Origin of the sequence: Streptomyces tauricus (genome assembly GCF_014650955.1) — a bacterium.
Classification (GTDB): domain Bacteria; phylum Actinomycetota; class Actinomycetes; order Streptomycetales; family Streptomycetaceae; genus Streptomyces; species Streptomyces tauricus.
On sequence record NZ_BMVY01000045.1, the window covers coordinates 45,471 to 62,025 of the forward strand.

General features: G+C 66.4%; 11 protein-coding genes and 3 pseudogenes. 8 read left to right on the plus strand and 6 right to left on the minus strand.

The features are described 5' to 3' along the window. Positions 1-67: 67 nt before the first annotated feature. On the minus strand, positions 68-1,555 hold the full coding sequence (locus tag IE278_RS37650) for an aldehyde dehydrogenase family protein (RefSeq protein WP_189779522.1): 1,488 nt from the start codon (positions 1,553-1,555) through the stop codon (positions 68-70). A 218-nt stretch (positions 1,556-1,773) separates the two neighbouring features. Between IE278_RS37650 and IE278_RS37655 the strand changes: the two genes are divergently transcribed. Together IE278_RS37655 and IE278_RS37660 are read left to right on the plus strand one after the other, a co-directional pair. Continuing rightward, complete coding sequence (locus tag IE278_RS37655) at positions 1,774-3,114, plus strand: amidohydrolase family protein (protein ID WP_189779507.1); 1,341 nt, start codon at positions 1,774-1,776, stop codon at positions 3,112-3,114. A 50-nt stretch (positions 3,115-3,164) separates the two neighbouring features. After that, the gene (locus IE278_RS37660; protein ID WP_189779508.1) at positions 3,165-4,853 is read left to right on the plus strand and encodes a CocE/NonD family hydrolase; all 1,689 of its coding nucleotides are present in this window, start codon (positions 3,165-3,167) and stop codon (positions 4,851-4,853) included. A gap of 144 nt (positions 4,854-4,997) precedes the next feature. Here IE278_RS37660 and IE278_RS37665 read toward each other — a convergent pair whose 3' ends face one another. Together IE278_RS37665 and IE278_RS37670 are read right to left on the minus strand one after the other, a co-directional pair. Then, complete coding sequence (locus tag IE278_RS37665) at positions 4,998-5,705, minus strand: B3/B4 domain-containing protein (protein ID WP_189779509.1); 708 nt, start codon at positions 5,703-5,705, stop codon at positions 4,998-5,000. Positions 5,706-6,027: 322 nt separating this feature from the next. Next, positions 6,028-6,633 carry a TetR/AcrR family transcriptional regulator gene (locus tag IE278_RS37670; protein ID WP_189779510.1) on the minus strand — a complete coding sequence of 202 codons (606 nt, stop codon included), beginning with the start codon at positions 6,631-6,633 and terminating at the stop codon, positions 6,028-6,030. 130 nt (positions 6,634-6,763) lie between these two features. On the opposite strand from IE278_RS37670, the gene IE278_RS37675 reads away from it, so the two are divergent. The 4 genes and pseudogenes from IE278_RS37675 to IE278_RS42630 all read left to right on the plus strand — a co-directional run. Beyond that, the gene (locus IE278_RS37675) at positions 6,764-7,921 is read left to right on the plus strand and encodes an FAD-dependent monooxygenase (RefSeq protein ID WP_189779511.1); all 1,158 of its coding nucleotides are present in this window, start codon (positions 6,764-6,766) and stop codon (positions 7,919-7,921) included. Positions 7,922-8,071: 150 nt separating this feature from the next. After that, positions 8,072-8,383, plus strand: a complete 312-nt coding sequence (locus IE278_RS37680; RefSeq protein WP_189779512.1) for a transposase — start codon at positions 8,072-8,074, stop codon at positions 8,381-8,383. Continuing rightward, positions 8,380-8,979, plus strand: a complete 600-nt coding sequence (locus IE278_RS37685; RefSeq protein WP_189779513.1) for an IS3 family transposase — start codon at positions 8,380-8,382, stop codon at positions 8,977-8,979. Before IE278_RS37680 ends, IE278_RS37685 begins: the two co-directional genes overlap by 4 nt. 55 nt (positions 8,980-9,034) lie before the next feature. Beyond that, positions 9,035-9,328, plus strand: a pseudogene (locus tag IE278_RS42630) (IS30 family transposase); the annotation flags it as partial. Positions 9,329-9,941: 613 nt separating this feature from the next. On the opposite strand, the gene IE278_RS37690 reads toward IE278_RS42630, so the two are convergent. Further along, positions 9,942-10,745 (minus strand): class I SAM-dependent methyltransferase, encoded by an 804-nt coding sequence (locus tag IE278_RS37690; protein ID WP_189779514.1) that lies wholly within the window; start codon positions 10,743-10,745, stop codon positions 9,942-9,944. A gap of 176 nt (positions 10,746-10,921) precedes the next feature. Here IE278_RS37690 and IE278_RS37695 point away from each other — a divergent pair, with 176 nt between their 5' ends. Further along, positions 10,922-11,875, plus strand: a complete 954-nt coding sequence (locus IE278_RS37695) for an AraC family transcriptional regulator (protein WP_189779515.1) — start codon at positions 10,922-10,924, stop codon at positions 11,873-11,875. Between the two features lie 221 nt (positions 11,876-12,096). Here IE278_RS37695 and IE278_RS42635 read toward each other — a convergent pair. Then, positions 12,097-12,496: pseudogene (locus IE278_RS42635) on the minus strand (IS1380 family transposase); the annotation flags it as partial. 140 nt (positions 12,497-12,636) lie between these two features. On the opposite strand from IE278_RS42635, the gene IE278_RS37705 reads away from it, so the two are divergent. Then, a complete protein-coding gene (locus IE278_RS37705) occupies positions 12,637-13,869 on the plus strand; it encodes an IS4 family transposase (RefSeq protein ID WP_189779523.1) in 1,233 nt (410 codons plus the stop codon). 972 nt (positions 13,870-14,841) lie between these two features. Here the strand turns inward: IE278_RS37705 and IE278_RS37710 are convergent. Beyond that, a pseudogene (locus tag IE278_RS37710) lies at positions 14,842-16,432 on the minus strand (ABC transporter ATP-binding protein); the annotation flags it as partial. Positions 16,433-16,555: the final 123 nt, after the last annotated feature.

Below are 16,555 nucleotides of genomic sequence, written 5' to 3' on the forward strand. Positions count from 1 at the left end.
TGCTCCTCCTTCTGGGCGCCGTCTGGAATCGACCATTGCGCCCTGGCAGGCGTGGGCGGGACCTCGGCTACTCCGAGATCGGGTAGCGCGGAGTGTCCGGGCCCTCGATGGTGATCCACTGGACCTCGGTGAACTCGGCGAGGCCGGTGCGGCCACCGGACTTCCCATAGCCGCTGTTCTTCACGCCGCCGAAGGGCATCTGCGCCTCGTCGTCCAGCGTCGCGCCGTTGATGTGGCACATGCCGACCTCCAGCCGCTTGGCCAGATCGAGCGCGAGAGTCACATTCCGGCTGAAGATCGCCGAGCTGAGTCCGTACTCGTTGTCGTTCGCGACGGCAAGGGCTTCTTCGGGGCCGTCGACCGAAATAATTGTCACCATGGGCCCGAACGACTCTTCCCGATAGGCACGCATGGCCGGGGTGACTCCAGCGAGCACGGTCGGCGCGAAGCACGGCCCGTCGGCGACTCCACCCGCGAGCAGGTCGGCTCCTCCTGCGACCGCATCGGCGACGAGCTCCTGGACGTGTTTCATGGAGTTCGCGTTGATCAGCGGACCGAACATCGACTCCTTGCGACGGGGATCGCCGTAGACGATCGAATGCGCGACCTCGACCAGGCGGCGGCTGAACTCGTCGGCGATGCTGCGGTCCACCACGATCCGGCCGGTGGATAGGCAACCCTGTCCGGTGTTGGCGAACGAACCGAAGGCGGCCGCGCTGACCGCGACGTCCAGATCGGCGTCGGCCAGGACGATGAGGGGAGAGTGGCCGCCGAGCTCCAACACGACCGGCGTGAGCGTCTTGCCGGCCAGCTCGGCGATGACCCGCCCGATCCGCGTCGATCCGGTGAAGTGAACACGTCGCACAGCCTCGTGGGAGACGAGCGCGTCGACGACCTCGGCTGCGTCCTTGGGGTCGTTCGTGATCAGGTTTATCACGCCGTCCGGCAGGCCGCCCTCGGCGAAGCAGGACGCAACCAGTCCGTGCGTGCGGGGGGTCTGCTCGGAAGCCTTCATCACCACGGTGTTGCCGAGTACAAGAGCCGCTGGCACGGATGCGCCCACGAGTAGGACCGGGGCGTTCCAGGGCACGATGCTCGCCACGACGCCGACCGGCTTGCGGATGGCCAGTGCGGTACGACGGGGATCCTCCGACGGAATGACCTCGCCCGTCAGGCCCTCATAGGCGGACATCGCGGCGTACCGAACCTTGTCGACCAGGATTTTGATGTTGAAGTGACCCCACCCGGCCGGCCCGCCCATCTCTGCGGTCACCGCCTCAGAGATCTCCGCAGAGCGCGCCTCGATCGCGTCCGCGCAGGCGAGCAGGATCCGTGATCGCTCGGCAGGCGAACGGCCGGCCCAGTTCGGGAAGGCCGCACTCGCGGCATCCACCGCATGGTTGACATCCACCACCGAGGCGGCAGCCGCCTGGCAGGCGACCTCGCCCGTGTACGGGTCCAGCGACTCGTACACGGCGCCGTTGGCCGCCGCCGTCCAACTGCCCCCGATGAACAGCTCCTGCTGCTGCGAGCCGGTATCGACGCTGGTCGCCATGACTTCCTCCTTGTTGATCAGGAACTCCCACGTGCTCGGTGCGACTCGCGCACCGAGCACGTGGCCTCCTGAACGCGTTGGCATCAATAACTGAAGCTAGCGAGGTCGTCGGCCGGCAGCCGTAACTTGAGTCACGGCGCCCGCGCCGTCGGCCCGTTAAATTCTCATCGAATCCCAGCCGTACCGGCATCGCAGCCCCAGACGATAGGTATGACAACATGTCAACGTCGCAGCAGTCCGAACAGCTGGACAAGATAACCGCCACAGCGGGTGACAAGAGTCGGCGCATTCTGCTCACCGGCGCGCACGTCATTACCATGGACAGTCCGGGCGAATTCCATGGCGACATCCTCATCGCGGGTGACACGATCGAGGCGGTCGGACCGGATCTGGCAGCACGTGTGGGCGGCAATGCCATTGTCGTCAACCTCGCCGGGTCGATCGTCATTCCCGGACTGGTGGACTCGCACATCCACGCCTGGGAGGGCCAACTGCGTGGCATTGCTCCTGACGCGACCTTCGCGGAATACATGGCCCTGACCCACGGAAAGCTGGGGAAAGCCTACCGACCCGAGGACATCGCCATCGCCGAGCGACTGACCGCGGCGCGGGCGTTGAACGCCGGCACGACGACGATTGTCGACAACAGTCACAACTCGCGCAGTGCGGAGCACTCGGATGCAGCGATCGAGGCCCTACGCGGATCGGGAATCCGGGCCGTATACGCGGCGGGGCCGGCCGTGGAGGGCGATCACAACCACCAGCTCCCGGCCGACGTCCTGCGCCTGCGCGACACATATGCGTCGGCCGACGGACTCATCACCATCCGGATGATGGACAGCTGGCCGACGCTCGAGACCTGGCGGTTCGCGGCCGAACACGGCATCGACGTGTCCTCGGAACTGGGGGGGTGGGTCACCGATTCCGAACAGCTCCTCACCTCCGGCCTCCTACACTCGGGACACACCCTCAACCACTGCTCAGGGTTGACGGACAGGTCGTGGGACGCCATTGCCGAAAGCGGCGCCGCGGTGAATGTCGTTCCCCGGTCGGATCCGCACCTCGGGCTCGGGTCTTTTATCCCGATCCTCGAGGCGAATCGGCGCAATATCCAAGAGGGCATCAGCTCGGACAACGAGTTGGCCTACGGGCACGACCTCTTCACCGAGATGCGCGTTCTGCAGACGGTGCAACGTGGTCTGAGCCTCAGTGAACAGCAATCCGGCGCGGCGGATAACCCAGTTCCTTATGGGCCCCTGGACGCACTCAAGGCAGCGACGATCGGTGGTGCGCTGAATGCCGCATTGCCACATCGCATCGGTACACTCACAAGCGGCAAGAAAGCCGACCTGGTCATCCTCTCGCTCGACAAGGTGAATACGCGCAGCGCGGGCTCTACCATTGGAACGGTCGTGAACTTCGCCGCCATCGAGAATGTCGATGCCGTCTTCGTCAACGGCGTCGTGGCCAAATGGGGCGGCCGCCTCGTGGGCCAGGACTTCGAGAAGCTCACAGAAGCGGGCGAAGCCTCGAAGGAGTATCTGCTCACGAACTCGTAGCACCATTTCACCCTGCCTCCTTCGAGGAAGAGTCATGCGAAAGGCTTGTCATGTCCAACAACGAAAGCTTCGAAATCCTCTACCGACTGCCGATCCCACCGGAAGAGGGGAAGTACCCCGGCCTGGCTCCTTCCCGCCGCGTCGAGCACGGCCTGATCGTCGAGCGCGATGTGGCCGTCCCGATGCGGGACGGCGTCGTGCTGCGCGTAGACGTCTTCCGCCCGGAGGGGCAGTGGGACCTGCCGGTGCTGTTCACCTACAGCCCGTACGGAAAACATGCCCGCAAGGGGTTCCACATGCTGTACCCGCAAGCCGGGCAGGATGACCGCAGGTTCGTCGACCCGGGAACGACGGGTGTCTCGGTATCGCACTACACCGTGTGGGAGGGCCCCGACCCGCTGTATTGGTGCAATCAGGGCTTCGCGGTCGTTAACGCGGATTCCCGCGGATCGTGGGGATCGGAGGGGTCCTTGACGTTCCATTCGCAGCAGGAGGCCGCCGACGGGTACGACATAGTCGAGTGGGCAGCCGGCCAGCCGTGGAGCAACGGACGGGTCGGCATGACCGGTGTGTCCTACCTGGCGTGGAGTCAGTGGAACGTGGCGGCAACCCGGCCGCCGCACCTGTTCGCCATCAACCCGTGGGAGGGATACTCCGACCCCTACCGTGACATCGCCATGCAGGGCGGGATCCGGGAGACCCGTTTCCGCGGGTGGTGGATCGAGTCCACGGCCTATTCCCGCAACCGGGTGGAGGACGTCGTCGAGCTGTGCAAGCAGCACCCGCACTTCGATGCGTACTGGAAGGCGAGAACGCCCGACCTGTCGAGGATCGAGGTGCCGCTGTACGCCGTCGTGGACTGGGGCGACCACGGCATTCACACCCGGGGCACGATCGAGGGATTCAAACAGGCCGGCTCCCGTGAGAAGTGGCTCGAGGTGCATGGCCGCATGAAGTGGCCCTATTACTACCGCCCCGAGAGCCTGGACCGGCAGCTGGAATTCTTCACGACATTCCTGAAAGAGGCACCCGGCGCCACGCTGGACTGGCCGCGGCTGAACATCGAGGTGCGCGAGTCGCATTTTGTGGGCGAGGTACGAGCCGAGAACACCTGGCCGCTCGAGGGTACCGTCTCGACACCGCTGTTCCTCGATGCCGCAGCCGGCGCTCTTACTAAGGACCTTCCAGCGGCGTCCAGCCTCAGCTACGACTCCGAGAACCCGAAGGATTTTCTCGAGTTCTCGGTTGCCCTCGACGAGGACACCGAAGTCACCGGCACCATGTCCCTGCAGCTGTGGGTGGAGAGCGAGACGGACGAGGCCGATCTCTTCGTGGCCGTGGAGAAGTTCGACCGTAACGGCGTGCGGGTGCCATTCCCGTTCCAGTCCATGTTCCACGACGGGCCGGTTGCCCTCGGGTGGCTTCGTGCCAGCCACCGTGACCTTGATGTCGAGCGTTCGACCCCGCAGCAGCCGTGGCACACCCACGCCCGATCCGTGCCGCTCGAGCCCGGCCGTCCCATCCTCGTCGACATCGAGATCTGGCCGTCCTCAACCCTGTTCCGGGCCGGGGAGCGCCTGGCGGTGCGGGTGAAGGGCAGCGATTACTACACCTATCCCGGAGTGCCGGCGGTCATCCACCACCAGGAACCACACAACGCCGGCCGACACACCGTCCACACCGGCGGGGACCACCCCTCCCGGCTGCTCCTCCCCGTGATCAACCACTCGGCCAGCTGACCTCCGGCGGTCCGCCCGACAGCGACGGCGACATGAACAGCGCAAGAGCGTACACGCGCGAAGGCGGTGGCCAGGAGTGAGCCCCAAGGTCCGAACAAGGTGCTGCTCAGCCTTCGCCGTCACCGGGATGCCAGGGGCGTGGCGTCAGAGGGTCGCCTGCGGGTGTGCGGGCCTGAGGTAGTGGACGGTGCTCTGGGCGCAGTGTTCGGTGAGTAGGTCCCGCAATTCGTCGGCAGCGGTGGTCAGGAGGTGGCCGTCGCGGGTGGCGTGAAGGGTTTCCAGGACGAAGGCGACGTGGGTGGAGTCCTCGGTGACGCGGGTGCGGTGAGCGTCGCGGTGGTTCCAATGCCGCGTGAGGACATCGGTGGTGTCGGTGTAGATGATCTCCCCGGCCTTGGGGTTCTCGACGGTGTCGGGTTCGCCGAGCGGGGTGAAGGTCTCGGTGCCCTCGGCGTAGCGGATCTCGACGTCGCCGGTGACGTGGTCGAGATCGAAGGCGCCGGCGGGCAGGCCGTGACGGACGGAGACGGCGTTGTAGGAGTCGACGGCCGGGTTGATCCGGGGCAGCGTGCCCTTCTTCGCCAGGCGGCGGCCGAGGGCGTCGACGCTGGGCCGGATACGGCGGGGATTGGTGCCGAAGGAGCGGTAGGCGGTGTGCCACGCTTCGATGCGTGGGTCGCTCTCGTCGGCGGGGGTCCAGGCGCCGACGGCGAGGTCCTGCTCCAGGACCTTCACCGCGGCGGCTGTTCGGGGCCAGAGCTGGCGACCGCGCAGGCCGGTGGCGGTGACGACGGCGATCAGGGTGTCGGGGAAGGCGTTGGCGACGGCGGGGCTGATACGAAAGGCGGTCATCGTGAGAGCAGTTCCGTTTCGGGAGCGGGCTGGGGTGAGGACGGTCAGGACTTCCAGGTAGTTCACGGTGCAGGGCCACGAGCGAGAGCACCCGACCGATTCCCCTCACCAGATGAAGATCACCAACAGCATCCAAGATGTGTGTCAGAAATCAATAGCAGCCGCCCCAGCCAAGCGGTGAGGACGCCGACGAGGAGCAGGCCCGGCCTGTCGGCAGGACCGCAGGTCGTTGCCCTTGCCGCCTCCACCTTCGCTGGCTGACGTCGAGGGCGCCTGACACGCTGGCGTACCGCTTACGGCGACGTCGATCGTCTCCATGAAGTCACGGACGTAGCCAGGGAGCCAGCGCTACCTGGATGGCTTGGCGTCCGGCGTCGCAGAGCGCAACCGGATCCGGATCCAATGCCTGATCCGACTTTTCGAGTAGGTGGTACAGGGCGCCCAGGACGGCTCCGGTGACGGCCCCGGACAGCGCTACCGCGCTCGCCTCGTCGAGTTGCTCCGGGAACGCGGCCGCGAGGTGCTTGGCGATTTCGAGCATCGCCTCGCACAGAAGTTGCAGGGCACGTCCCCGTACCGCTGGCACATCCCGAAACAGACGCAGCCGTAGCGCCGCAAACCCGCCGGGGAGGTCGTTGTCGGCGCTGGCGAGGTACTTCATCGCCCGCATCAGCAGCTGGGCAGGTGCTTCGCCCGCCTTGTGGTTCTTCACGATCTCGACGGCGGCGCGTACTCGAGCATCGGCGTCAGGGAACAGCACGTCTTCCTTGCTCGCGAAGTAGCTGAAGAACGTGCGGGTTCCGATCTCGGCAGCAGCTGCGATATCGGCGACGGTGGTGCCCTCGTAACCCTTGCGCTCGAAGAGCTCGGTCGCGGCTTCAACGAGAGCTCGCCGCGTGCGAGCTCGTCGCCGATCGATAAGAGACACTCCCCAACTCTATACGGCCAACCCGATCCCGCACTGGATGCAGTCAGACACCTAATGCACTTCTGTGATGGCACTCACTTCCGTATTGCATCCATTGCATCTCTGCATTGAGTGCACCTATGGTTGTGGCATGCCCAACAGAGAAGTACTGATCCTGGGTGCCGGTGTCGCAGGCCCGGCCCTTGCTTACTGGTTGGCCCGATTCAACTTCCACCCCGTCGTCGTCGAGAAGGCGCGAGGGCTGCGATCCAGCGGCAACCCCGTCGATGTCAAGGGTCCGGCTGTCCAGGTCGCCGAGAAGATGCGCATCATGCCGCAGCTTCAAGCCGCTGCGACCGGGGTGACCGGCACGACCCTCCTTGACCTCGCCGGCCGTCCGATGGCGCGGCTACCGATGACCTCCGAGAAAAGGAGGGATGTCGAGATCAGTCGCGCAGACTTGGCCACGATCGTGTACGAGGCCGCGCATGACGGTGCAGAGTTCTTGTTCGGCGATACCGTCGTGGACCTAACCCAGGACCCGGCTGGTGTCGACGTCACCTTCGAGCAGGCCGCCCCGCGCCGCTTCGACCTCGTGATCGGAAGCGACGGCATCCACTCGACGGTGCGACGACTGGCATTCGGGCCGGAGCAGCAGTACGCACGCGATCTGGGCATGTACCTGGCGACCGTGCCGTTGCCGGCCGAGGCGATCGAATTTCCGCACGACATGGTGGTGCACAACAGCCCTGGCCGACTGCTGCTCGTTCATCCAGGACGGGACCAGCCGATGGCGATGTTCGTGTTCCGCGGGACTACAGACGGATACGACCGCCGCGACCGGGTCACGCAGAAGCGCATACTGGCAGACGCGTACGACGGCGCTGGCTGGCGAGCCCCCGAGTTGGTGGAAGCGTTCCGCGAGCATCCTGATCCCTACTTCGACCGCCTCAACGCGATCCGGATCGACGGGTGGTCGCGAGGCAGGGTGGGCCTCCTCGGCGATTCGGCGTCGAGTGTCGCGGTGTTCGGGGACGGATCGACGCTGGCGGTGGCAGGCGCTCACACGCTTGCGGAGGCATTGCACGCACATCCTGAGGACCACGCCCGAGCCTTCCGACAGTACGAAGCGACGCACCGGCGGCTGGTCAACCCGAAGCAGCGTCAGATCGGGCCGATGGCCTCCGTATTGGTTCCGCGAACCGCCCGTGGCCTCACCGCGCGAAACGCCGCCGCACGAGCACTCGTCGGCGTGACGGGCAAGGCCTTCGCCCCGACCATCGCCCGGACGATAGAAGCGAATCCATGATGAGTGGGGCGGACGAATGGAGGTCGCTTATAGCAGCGCAGGGCTGCGGCGAGGCCGAGAAAGCCAGGCACTCTCGCCTGAGCTGTACTGAGATTCGTGGAGTCCCTGATGCCAGGGTTACGATCCTGGCGAAGGAGATCCACGAGCACCATGCCTGCACCACGTAAGTACCCGGATGAACTCCGGGAGCGCGCGATCCGCGAGGTCCGCACCACCGGCCGCCCCATCGCGCACGTCGCGAAGGACCTGGGCATCCACAAGGAAGCCCCGCGTGGCTGGGTCCGCCAGACTGAGGCTGATCACGGCGAACGCGACGACCGGCTGACCAGCGCTGAGCGTGATGAACTGAAGCAACTCCGCAAGGAGAACGCCGAGTTGAAGCGGGCGAACGAGATCTTGAAAGCCGCGTCGGTGTTTTTTGCCCAGGAGATCGACCGTCCCCGGACGAGGCCGAGCAGGTGATAGACCACCTGCGTGACAGAGGTCTCGGGGTCGATCCCGTCTGCCGGGTGCTCCAGCTGTCGCCGTCGACGTACTTCGCCCGCAAGAAGCGGCCGAAGTCGGCCCGCCGGCTCCGCGACGAGCATCTGATGCCGCTGATCGAGCAGGTCCACGCGGAATCGGGCGGCACCTATGGCGCCCGCCGGATCATCCGCGCCCTTCGGCACAAGGGCCACGAGGTGGCCCGCTGCACCGTCGAGCGGCTGATGCCCGAGCTGGGCCTGGAGGGCGTCATCCGCGGCCGGCGCCGCCGCACCATCCCGGAGCCGTCGGCACCCCGCCCGCCAGACCTGGTCGACCGCAACTTCACCGCCTCCCGGCCCGACCAGCTCTGGGTGGCAGACATGACCTACGTCCGCACCTGGTCCGGCTGGGCATACGTGGCATTCGTCCTGGACGTGTACTCACGGATGATCGTCGGCTGGCAGGTCGCGAACCTCATGCGGACCGAACTCCCGCTGGAAGCCCTCGAGATGGCGCTGTGGAGACGGAAGATCAAGAAGGACTCCGGCCTCATTCATCACAGCGACCGCGGGTCGCAAGGCGGATTCAACTGATCGTCGCAACACCTTCTGAACGCGGAGGTGTGCAGTGGGACGACCGAGGAAGCGGATGCCTCAGGCACCATCCGGTGCGCGGCGGCAGTGGGCCGCAGACAGGGCGATGCGGCCGCCGATGCGCTCGCCTGGCCGGCCTGAGCCATCGCGTGCTGTTCAGCGCGAGTTCTGGCGTCTGATCGCATCGGGGGTCACTTCTGTCCAGGCCGCTGAGGGGGTCGGCGTGTCGGCGCCGGTCGGGATTCGGTGGTTCCGACACGCTGGTGGGATGGCGCCGCTGAGTCTGGACGAGCCCTCAGGCCGCTACCTGTCGTTCGCGGAACGCGAGGAGATCGCCCTGCTCAAGGCATCTGCCGTGTCCGCTGCGAGGCCAACACCTGGGAAACGGGGACGGCTTCCTCCCCGACCCGGACCGTACGTACGACAGCGAGGCGCTGGCCTGGTCGCTCGGGCCGACTCTCCCCGGGACAGAGGGGAGTGGCTGCACGCTCTGCCGTTCAGCCATGACTTCCTGATCAGCGGCCGCCGCGTACGGCTCTTCCATACTTCCCGGCCTCGGTGCACCGACGGATCCAATTCGACGAGGGGGCCGAATTCCTCGGCATGTTCGCCAACACCCCTGCCACCGGGGACGGTCCGGTCCCGACGGTGGTCGGCTACGGCGAAACCCACGACCCGTACTGCGAAGTCGACCGCGACCGCCGCACGTTGTTCAACACCGATAGTGTGGAGAGCAGCATGGACGATCCGCCCCCGTGTACCTGATCGTTCAAGACGTCCCCGATTCGGCGACCGCTGCACCGTTCTCCCTACAGTTCGTACAGGTCCCGTACGACGCCGAGGCGGAGCTGTCGGTGTTGAGGCACAGAACACACCAAGGGGATCTCAGGAGCGACGCGACGCCGAGCTACCACCGCCGAGGCCCCCGGGGCAGGTGAGGATCACGAGCCGCAGCTGCCGCCTCAGCGCGGCACCCGCCCGTACGCGATGTTGACCTGTGCCAGGGGATGCCCGTCCTTCCCTTTCGCCATGAGACGCACTTCCTCGGCCAGGGCCTCCCGGAGGCGGTCGCGATGACGGGACACCGCAGTGCGGTACTGCGGGAACATCTGGAAGAACAGGTCGAGTTCATCCATGAACGTCTCCGGTGTGGGCATGGGCGATTCCCTTTCCACCTTTTCTGACCATACATCCACGCATCCGGCCTCGCCCAGCACGTGCTCGACGTCCCCGCCTTCCAGGAACTCGTTCGTCACCGGGATCGTCAGTCCCCGCGCCTCGGGGTCTCCCAGACGGTCGAGGGCCCGGACCAGAGGTACGAACATCGGGCCGCCGCCCACCGGGCTCGCCCAGTGCACCACTCCGACGACACCACCGGGCCGTACCACCCTGACCATCTCGGTGAGCGCTTTCACCGCCATGGGGCCGAAGTACAGCACTCCGAGCATCGAGAACGCCGCGTCAAATTCGTCGTCGCCGTATTGCAGGTCCAATGCGTCCATGAGCTGGGCGGAGCTTCCGGGATACGACTCCAGGCGCTCCGTGAGGCGGCTGACCATCCCCGGAGAATTGTCGATCGCGTGCACGCCGTGTCCACGCGCAGCCGCGGCGACCGCCAAGGCGCCCGTACCCGCGGCCACGTCCAGAACGGCTGAAGCGGCGCACAGCTCCGCCCGGTCGAGTGCGGCTTCCGCGAACGCAGCGGAGGTGGGCTCGGCCCATTTCTCGTAGACGGGAACCAATGCGTCCCAGATCGTCTCAGCCATGTGTTTCTTCGCTCTTCTTTCGTGGATCTGTGCCGTGTTGGATGTCGTTGCGGATGGCGTCGACCACGGCCACCTGCGACTCAACCAACTGGCGGCCGGGCGGGACATACTCCGGTGACCCGGGCCCATACGAGTTGTGGACGTCCGGTTCATGCCGCCGGGGTACGTTGTCCGGCATGGACATCCTCAGCGCGGCGATCAGCAGCGTACGGATCGGGCGCGCCGAGGCATGCTGGGTCACCAAGTCGGGCTCGTGGGGCTTGCGTTACCCCACCTTGGACGTCAGCGGTTTCCACATCCTCGTACGGGGCAGTGGCTGGCTGATCACGGCGGACGGGCCGCCGCGGGCCCTCGTGCCGGGCGACGTCGTTCTTACTTCGTCCGGCGCCGCGCACGGGCTCAGCCACGCGCCGTCCCGGCTTGAGCAGCTGCCTCCGGCGGTGATGGGCGTGGACGAGCGGAATCCCGCGGCTGACGTCGAGTTCCTCTGCGGCGCGTACTGGCTGGACCACGGGGAGATACACCCCTATCTCAGAACGCTGCCCGAGGTCATCGCGATCTCGCCGGACTATGAACACAGCCCGCAACTGCGGTCGTTGACCGATCTGCTCGGCGCAGACCTGTCCGACGCCGGACCGGGCACCAGGGCGACCCGTCCCGCGCTGCTGGACCTGATGCTTACCCATATTCTGCGGCAATGGCTGGAGCAGAACCGGGACGCAGAATGGCCGGCGACTGGCGATCCGGCGATCGCCACCGCACTCCGCGAGATCCATGCGGGCCCGGACAAGCCGTGGACCGTGCAGCAACTCAGCGAGACCGCCGGAATGTCACGGACGGCGTTCACCAGACGATTCACCGAGCTCGTCGGAAAACCGCCCAGGACCTATCTGATCACCTGGCGCCTGACCCACGCGGCCCACCTGCTTCGCGAAAGCAGGGCACCCCTGGCCGCGGTCGCCCGCAAGGTCGGCTATTCGACGGAGTTCGCGTTCGGAGCCGCTTTCCGTCGCGAGTACGGCATCTCACCCGGGCGGTTCCGCGATCTCGCACACGCGACGGAATCGGCGGAGCATGGTACGGCACCACGATTCACCACGCGCCTACCGGACGTTTCTGGAGATCTTTGACAACGGCCCCACGATGAGCTTCTTCAGCGTCCCCGCCCCAGGGCGGTTGCAAGTTCCGGGATGGCGTAGATCGTCCGCGCCCAGCGGGAGTTGACGTGGCAACAGCACAGGCACGAAACTGGTGATCATCAGGGTGTCTACGCTGGCTGATCACATCGAGGTGCCGCGCCCGTCGCTCCATCCTCCCCGATCCCTGCCGTCCTGGAGAAACTGGGCCCCCTCCACTCGCACGACACCGGCCGTCTGCGTGCCTGCCTCCGGCGGGAGCCCGGGTCGATGCTGGCCAGCAGGCGCCAGGCGGTCGGGGTGGAGGCGACGGGGCCGAAGATCTCCGCCTGGTCGCGCAGCAGGGCCAGGTCCTCTATGGCTCGCCGCCGTCGGCGAGCATGACCGCTAGATCGACCGCGATCCGGCCAGGATCGTGCCCGGTGCCACGCGGCCGCAGCCGACGCAGTGCGTCCGTGAGGCGCTGGTCAGGCCAGTGACATCGGTGAGATCAGCCAGCAGGCGGGATCCGGCGTGGCTGACCGCCCCGCGCCCGTCGGCCGACACGACGAGGACGAGCTTGGGACGCGACCGGGCAAGGTGCACGCAGAAAGTGCCTTCCTGCTGCGATGACAGAGACCTTCGGCAAGCCTCATCTTCCCAGCTCAGAAAGCACTTTCGCTTTCCCGATCACGACTCGGACACCGCCGCAAGTGAAACGCGCAGGCTAGCGACAATACCGGTAACTTAGGGGTAATCCGGTCGTTGTGGTTGGTGTGGCGAGAGCGGGTCAACTGAAGTTATCTGGCGAGCGGTTGTCGGACCGGGTCGCGGTCGGGGTGCTGACACAGGCGTTTCCTCAGTCGCTTGTGGACGAGGTGTTGGCGGAGACGGGGCGGGTGCAGCAGCGGAACCGGCTGTTGCCGGGCCGGCTGGTGGTCTACTTCGTGTTGGCGATGTGTCTGTTCTCCGGGCAGAGCTATGAGGAGGTCGCTCGGCTGCTGACTGCGGGTTTGCAGGGTGCACGGCGTTGGCGTACGTCGTGGGTGGTGCCGAGTACGGCGGCGATCTGGAAGGCCAGGTCTCGGCTGGGTGTGGCGCCGCTGCGGCAGCTGTTCGCGCGGGTGTGTCGTCCGGTGGCCACACCGGACACTCAGGGTGCCTTCTACCGTGACTGGCGGCTGACCGCGATCGACGGCACCACGTTCGATCTGCCCGACACGAAGGCGAACGTGGAGGCGTTTGGTCGTCCTCCTCGCTCCGGGCGCGGCGAACAGGACGTCGGATACCCGCAGTTGCGCATGGCCGGCCTGGTGGAGTGTGGCACCCACGCTGTCTTCGATGCTGCGATCGGAGCTTTGCGTACTGGAGAACAGGCTCTGGCCCGGGCGGTCCTGGTGTCCCTGCGGCCGGGGATGCTGCTGCTGGCCGACCGTGGTTTCTACGGCGTGGACCTGTGGCGCACAGCCACGACCACGGGGGCGGACCTGCTGTGGCGAGTCCGCAAAGACCTCGTACTGCCGGTGGTCGAGCAGCTGTCGGACGGCTCCTACCTCACCGAACTCTTCGACCGGAGCGACATCCACCACACCCGTCGTGGGGTGCCAGTACGCGCTGTGGAATACACGATCGCCGGCCATGAGGGCGTCTACCGGCTCATCACCACGATCCTCGACCCGGACAAGGCCCCAGCCGCGGAACTGGCCGCCCTCTACGCCCAGCGATGGGAGTTCGAGTCCACCCTCGACGAAATCAAGACTCACCTGGGCGGGTCGCACCTGGTACTGCGTTCGCAGCACCCTGACGGGGCCGAGCAGGAGCTTTACGGCTTTCTGCTCGTCCACCACGCCATCCGGCACCTGATGCACCAGGCCGCACGACAAGCCGAGCGCGACCCCGACCGGATCTCCTTCACCCGCTCACTGCGCGTCGTGCGCCGCCAGGTCACCGACCAGGCGGCATTTTCCCCCCGGTCGACTCGCCCGCGCGGTCAAGGCCACCCACGCTGAACTCCTCGAACGCCTCCTGCCACGGCGACGCCGCCGGGCCAACCCCCGCGTCATCAAACGCAAAGTCGCCAGCTGGCCCCTCAAACGCGCCGCCCACCGGGCTGCAGACCACCCAGCCATCGCGGCCATCACCCTCGTTGGTGCCACCAAGCCCAAGCGGGTCAAGCGATGACCAAAGCCCGAAGTTACCGGTATTGAGGCTAACCGCCACCCCGGCCGTCCTGCCGCAATTACTCCAGGGCCGGAAAAGCTGGCCCGACGAGCGCCAAGCCCGACTCGACGCCTCCGATGGCTTCACCGCTACAACACCCGACGCCGCCACTCCCGCCTCGGACAACGATCACCAATCGCCTTCGAGAACGCCCTCCACCTCACACCAACTATGCTGGCACCAGCCGCATAACCCGTGTTCAGGATTCGAGGTCAAGGCCCTCACTTGATCCCGTCATACCTCTTCTGATCCAGAAACGTCAGCCATTTCCTGCGACTTCGCACCACACGCCGAGCGGGCGGCCCCGGATCGAACCTGATCATCTGCCTGCACCAAGGCAAAACGCATTACAATGCCTGCTGCACGGGTACAGCTCAATGCCTCCGACAAAAGCTGCCTCTGAGCCTCGCGGCTGGCCGACACCCGTCGCATCGCCGCCTCGGCGACGAACGATGAGGCCTCTGCCAACTCGCAAGCAGCAGCAGCGAGAGCGTCCTGTGGCTCAGCCGCCGAACGGATCACTTCCGAAGCACTGCGGAGGTGCGCTATGGCTCCGGCAACACTCTCTGGCAACACGCCTTCATGCCTCACTCGGCACTCCTGTCATAGTCCGCTGGATATCTGGAGGTGCGACCCGGCACCCTGAGCAATCTCATCCAACGAGGTGAATTCCGCTTACGCGAGTCAGGGTCAATCAAGATTGAGACCTGCCCCACCGATTGACCCACATCGGCGGGCGAGGACGTCGTTGGCCAACTCGGTCATGTGGGCCTGGTGCGCGTATGAGCGTGCGACGACGTCCTGTGGTCCCCATTCGGCGCCGGGTCGGCTGGTCCGGGCAGCCCGATGGGTCCGGCCCCTGGGGCCGGGTGTCTGCGGGCCGACTCGGTGCTCTCGCCGAGGAAGCCGCCTGACTGGTGCTGCCACAGCTTGGCGTACGCACCGTTCGCCGCGAGCAACTCCTCGTGGGTGCCCTCCTCCACGACGCTTCCGCGATCGAGGACGACGAGACGGTCCATGCCGGCGACGGTGCTCAGACGGTGGGCGACCACGAGAGCGGTACGTCCGTCCATCAACCGCCACAGGGCGTCCTGGACGAGGAGCTCGCTCTCCGAGTCCAGCGCGCTGGTCGCCTCGTCGAGCAGCAGGATCGGGGCGTCGCGCAGGATGGCCCTGGCGAGGGCGACGCGCTGGCGCTGGCCGCCCGAGAGTTTCACTCCCCGCTCCCCCACCAGAGTGCCGAAGCCATCGGGGAGTTGGTCGGCGAACTCCGTGACGTGCGCGGCCGCGGCCGCGGCGTGGATCTCCTCGTCGGCGGCGCCGGGCCGGGCGAAGGCGATGTTGTCCCGCAGGCTGCGGTGGAACATGGCGGGTTCCTGCGGGACGTAGGCGATCAGCGAGCGCAGGTCGGTCTGGCGCAGCCGGCTGATGTCCTGACCACCGATCAGGATGCGTCCGTCGTCGATGTCCGACATCCGCAGCAGGAGCCGGGTGAGTGAGTGTGGTCTTGCCGCCGCCGGATCTGCCAACCAGACCGATCCGTGCGCCTGCGGGCACGTCCAGGTCGAGCCCCCGGAAGATCGGCTTCGCCCCCACGTGGGCGAAGGCCACCGCCTCGAAGCGGATGCCGGTGTCCTGCGGTGCGAGCGGTTCGGGTTCGGTCGGGTCAAGCACGGTGGGTGGATCCAGCAGCAGCTCGGTGAACTGCGCGGCCTCGGTCATCGAGCTTTCCAGACGCCGGTAGATCTGGTTGAACTCGAACATGATCTGCGTCGCGTTGGAGTAGTAGGTGAAAGCGACGACGATCTCCTCCACTCCCTGGCCCGGGCCGCCGAAGGCGATGGCGATGGCGATGGCGACCAACAGTCCCAGCACGTTGGTCAGCACGGACAAGGGGGCGATCAGGGTGTCGACACGCCAATTGCCGTAGTCCAAGGACCTCAGCTTCAGGCGCCGGGAGTCCGCGACACGGCTGCGGTGTTCGTCGGCCTCCCGTCACTCGGCCGCGAACGCGCGGATGGTCTCCATGTTCATGAGGCTGTCGGCGACGTGGCCGGAGACGCGGGCGATCGCCGCCTCACGGGCGCTGACGAGCCTCTGCCGGCGACGGATCAGAGGTGTCGCGGCCATCACGGTCAGCACGATCATCACCAGCAGGCCGGCGACCAGCATCGGTTCGTAGCTCCACAGGACCACGGCACCGAACAGCAGGGGGACGAGATTGCCCACGATCCGGTACGTCATCGTCTCGACGAAGTCCTCGAAGCGCTGGCCGAAGCTCAGCACCCGTTTGGTCAGAGAACCGGCGAAGTTGTCGTGGAAGAACGCCGCGTCCTTGGCGAGGAGTTCCTCCTCGAAGCGGCTTCCTCCAGGGCGGTGACGACCTCCTCGTCGAGGTGCATCCCGGCCGCGTTACGCCGGAAACCTCGACGGCGGCGGTGCCCCGCAGTGCGCGCCCGACTGCGGCCGCTTCTT

Excerpts from the sequence above, each read along its gene's own strand:
- IE278_RS37650 (WP_189779522.1), bottom strand. The coding sequence starts at position 1,555 with ATGGCGACCAGCGTCGATACCGGCTCGCAGCAGCAGGAGCTGTTCATC.
- IE278_RS37655 (WP_189779507.1), top strand. The coding sequence starts at position 1,774 with ATGTCAACGTCGCAGCAGTCCGAACAGCTGGACAAGATAACCGCCACA.
- IE278_RS37660 (WP_189779508.1), top strand. The coding sequence starts at position 3,165 with ATGTCCAACAACGAAAGCTTCGAAATCCTCTACCGACTGCCGATCCCA.
- IE278_RS37665 (WP_189779509.1), bottom strand. The coding sequence starts at position 5,705 with ATGACCGCCTTTCGTATCAGCCCCGCCGTCGCCAACGCCTTCCCCGAC.
- IE278_RS37675 (WP_189779511.1), top strand. The coding sequence starts at position 6,764 with ATGCCCAACAGAGAAGTACTGATCCTGGGTGCCGGTGTCGCAGGCCCG.
- IE278_RS37680 (WP_189779512.1), top strand. The coding sequence starts at position 8,072 with ATGCCTGCACCACGTAAGTACCCGGATGAACTCCGGGAGCGCGCGATC.
- IE278_RS37690 (WP_189779514.1), bottom strand. The coding sequence starts at position 10,745 with ATGGCTGAGACGATCTGGGACGCATTGGTTCCCGTCTACGAGAAATGG.
- IE278_RS37695 (WP_189779515.1), top strand. The coding sequence starts at position 10,922 with ATGGACATCCTCAGCGCGGCGATCAGCAGCGTACGGATCGGGCGCGCC.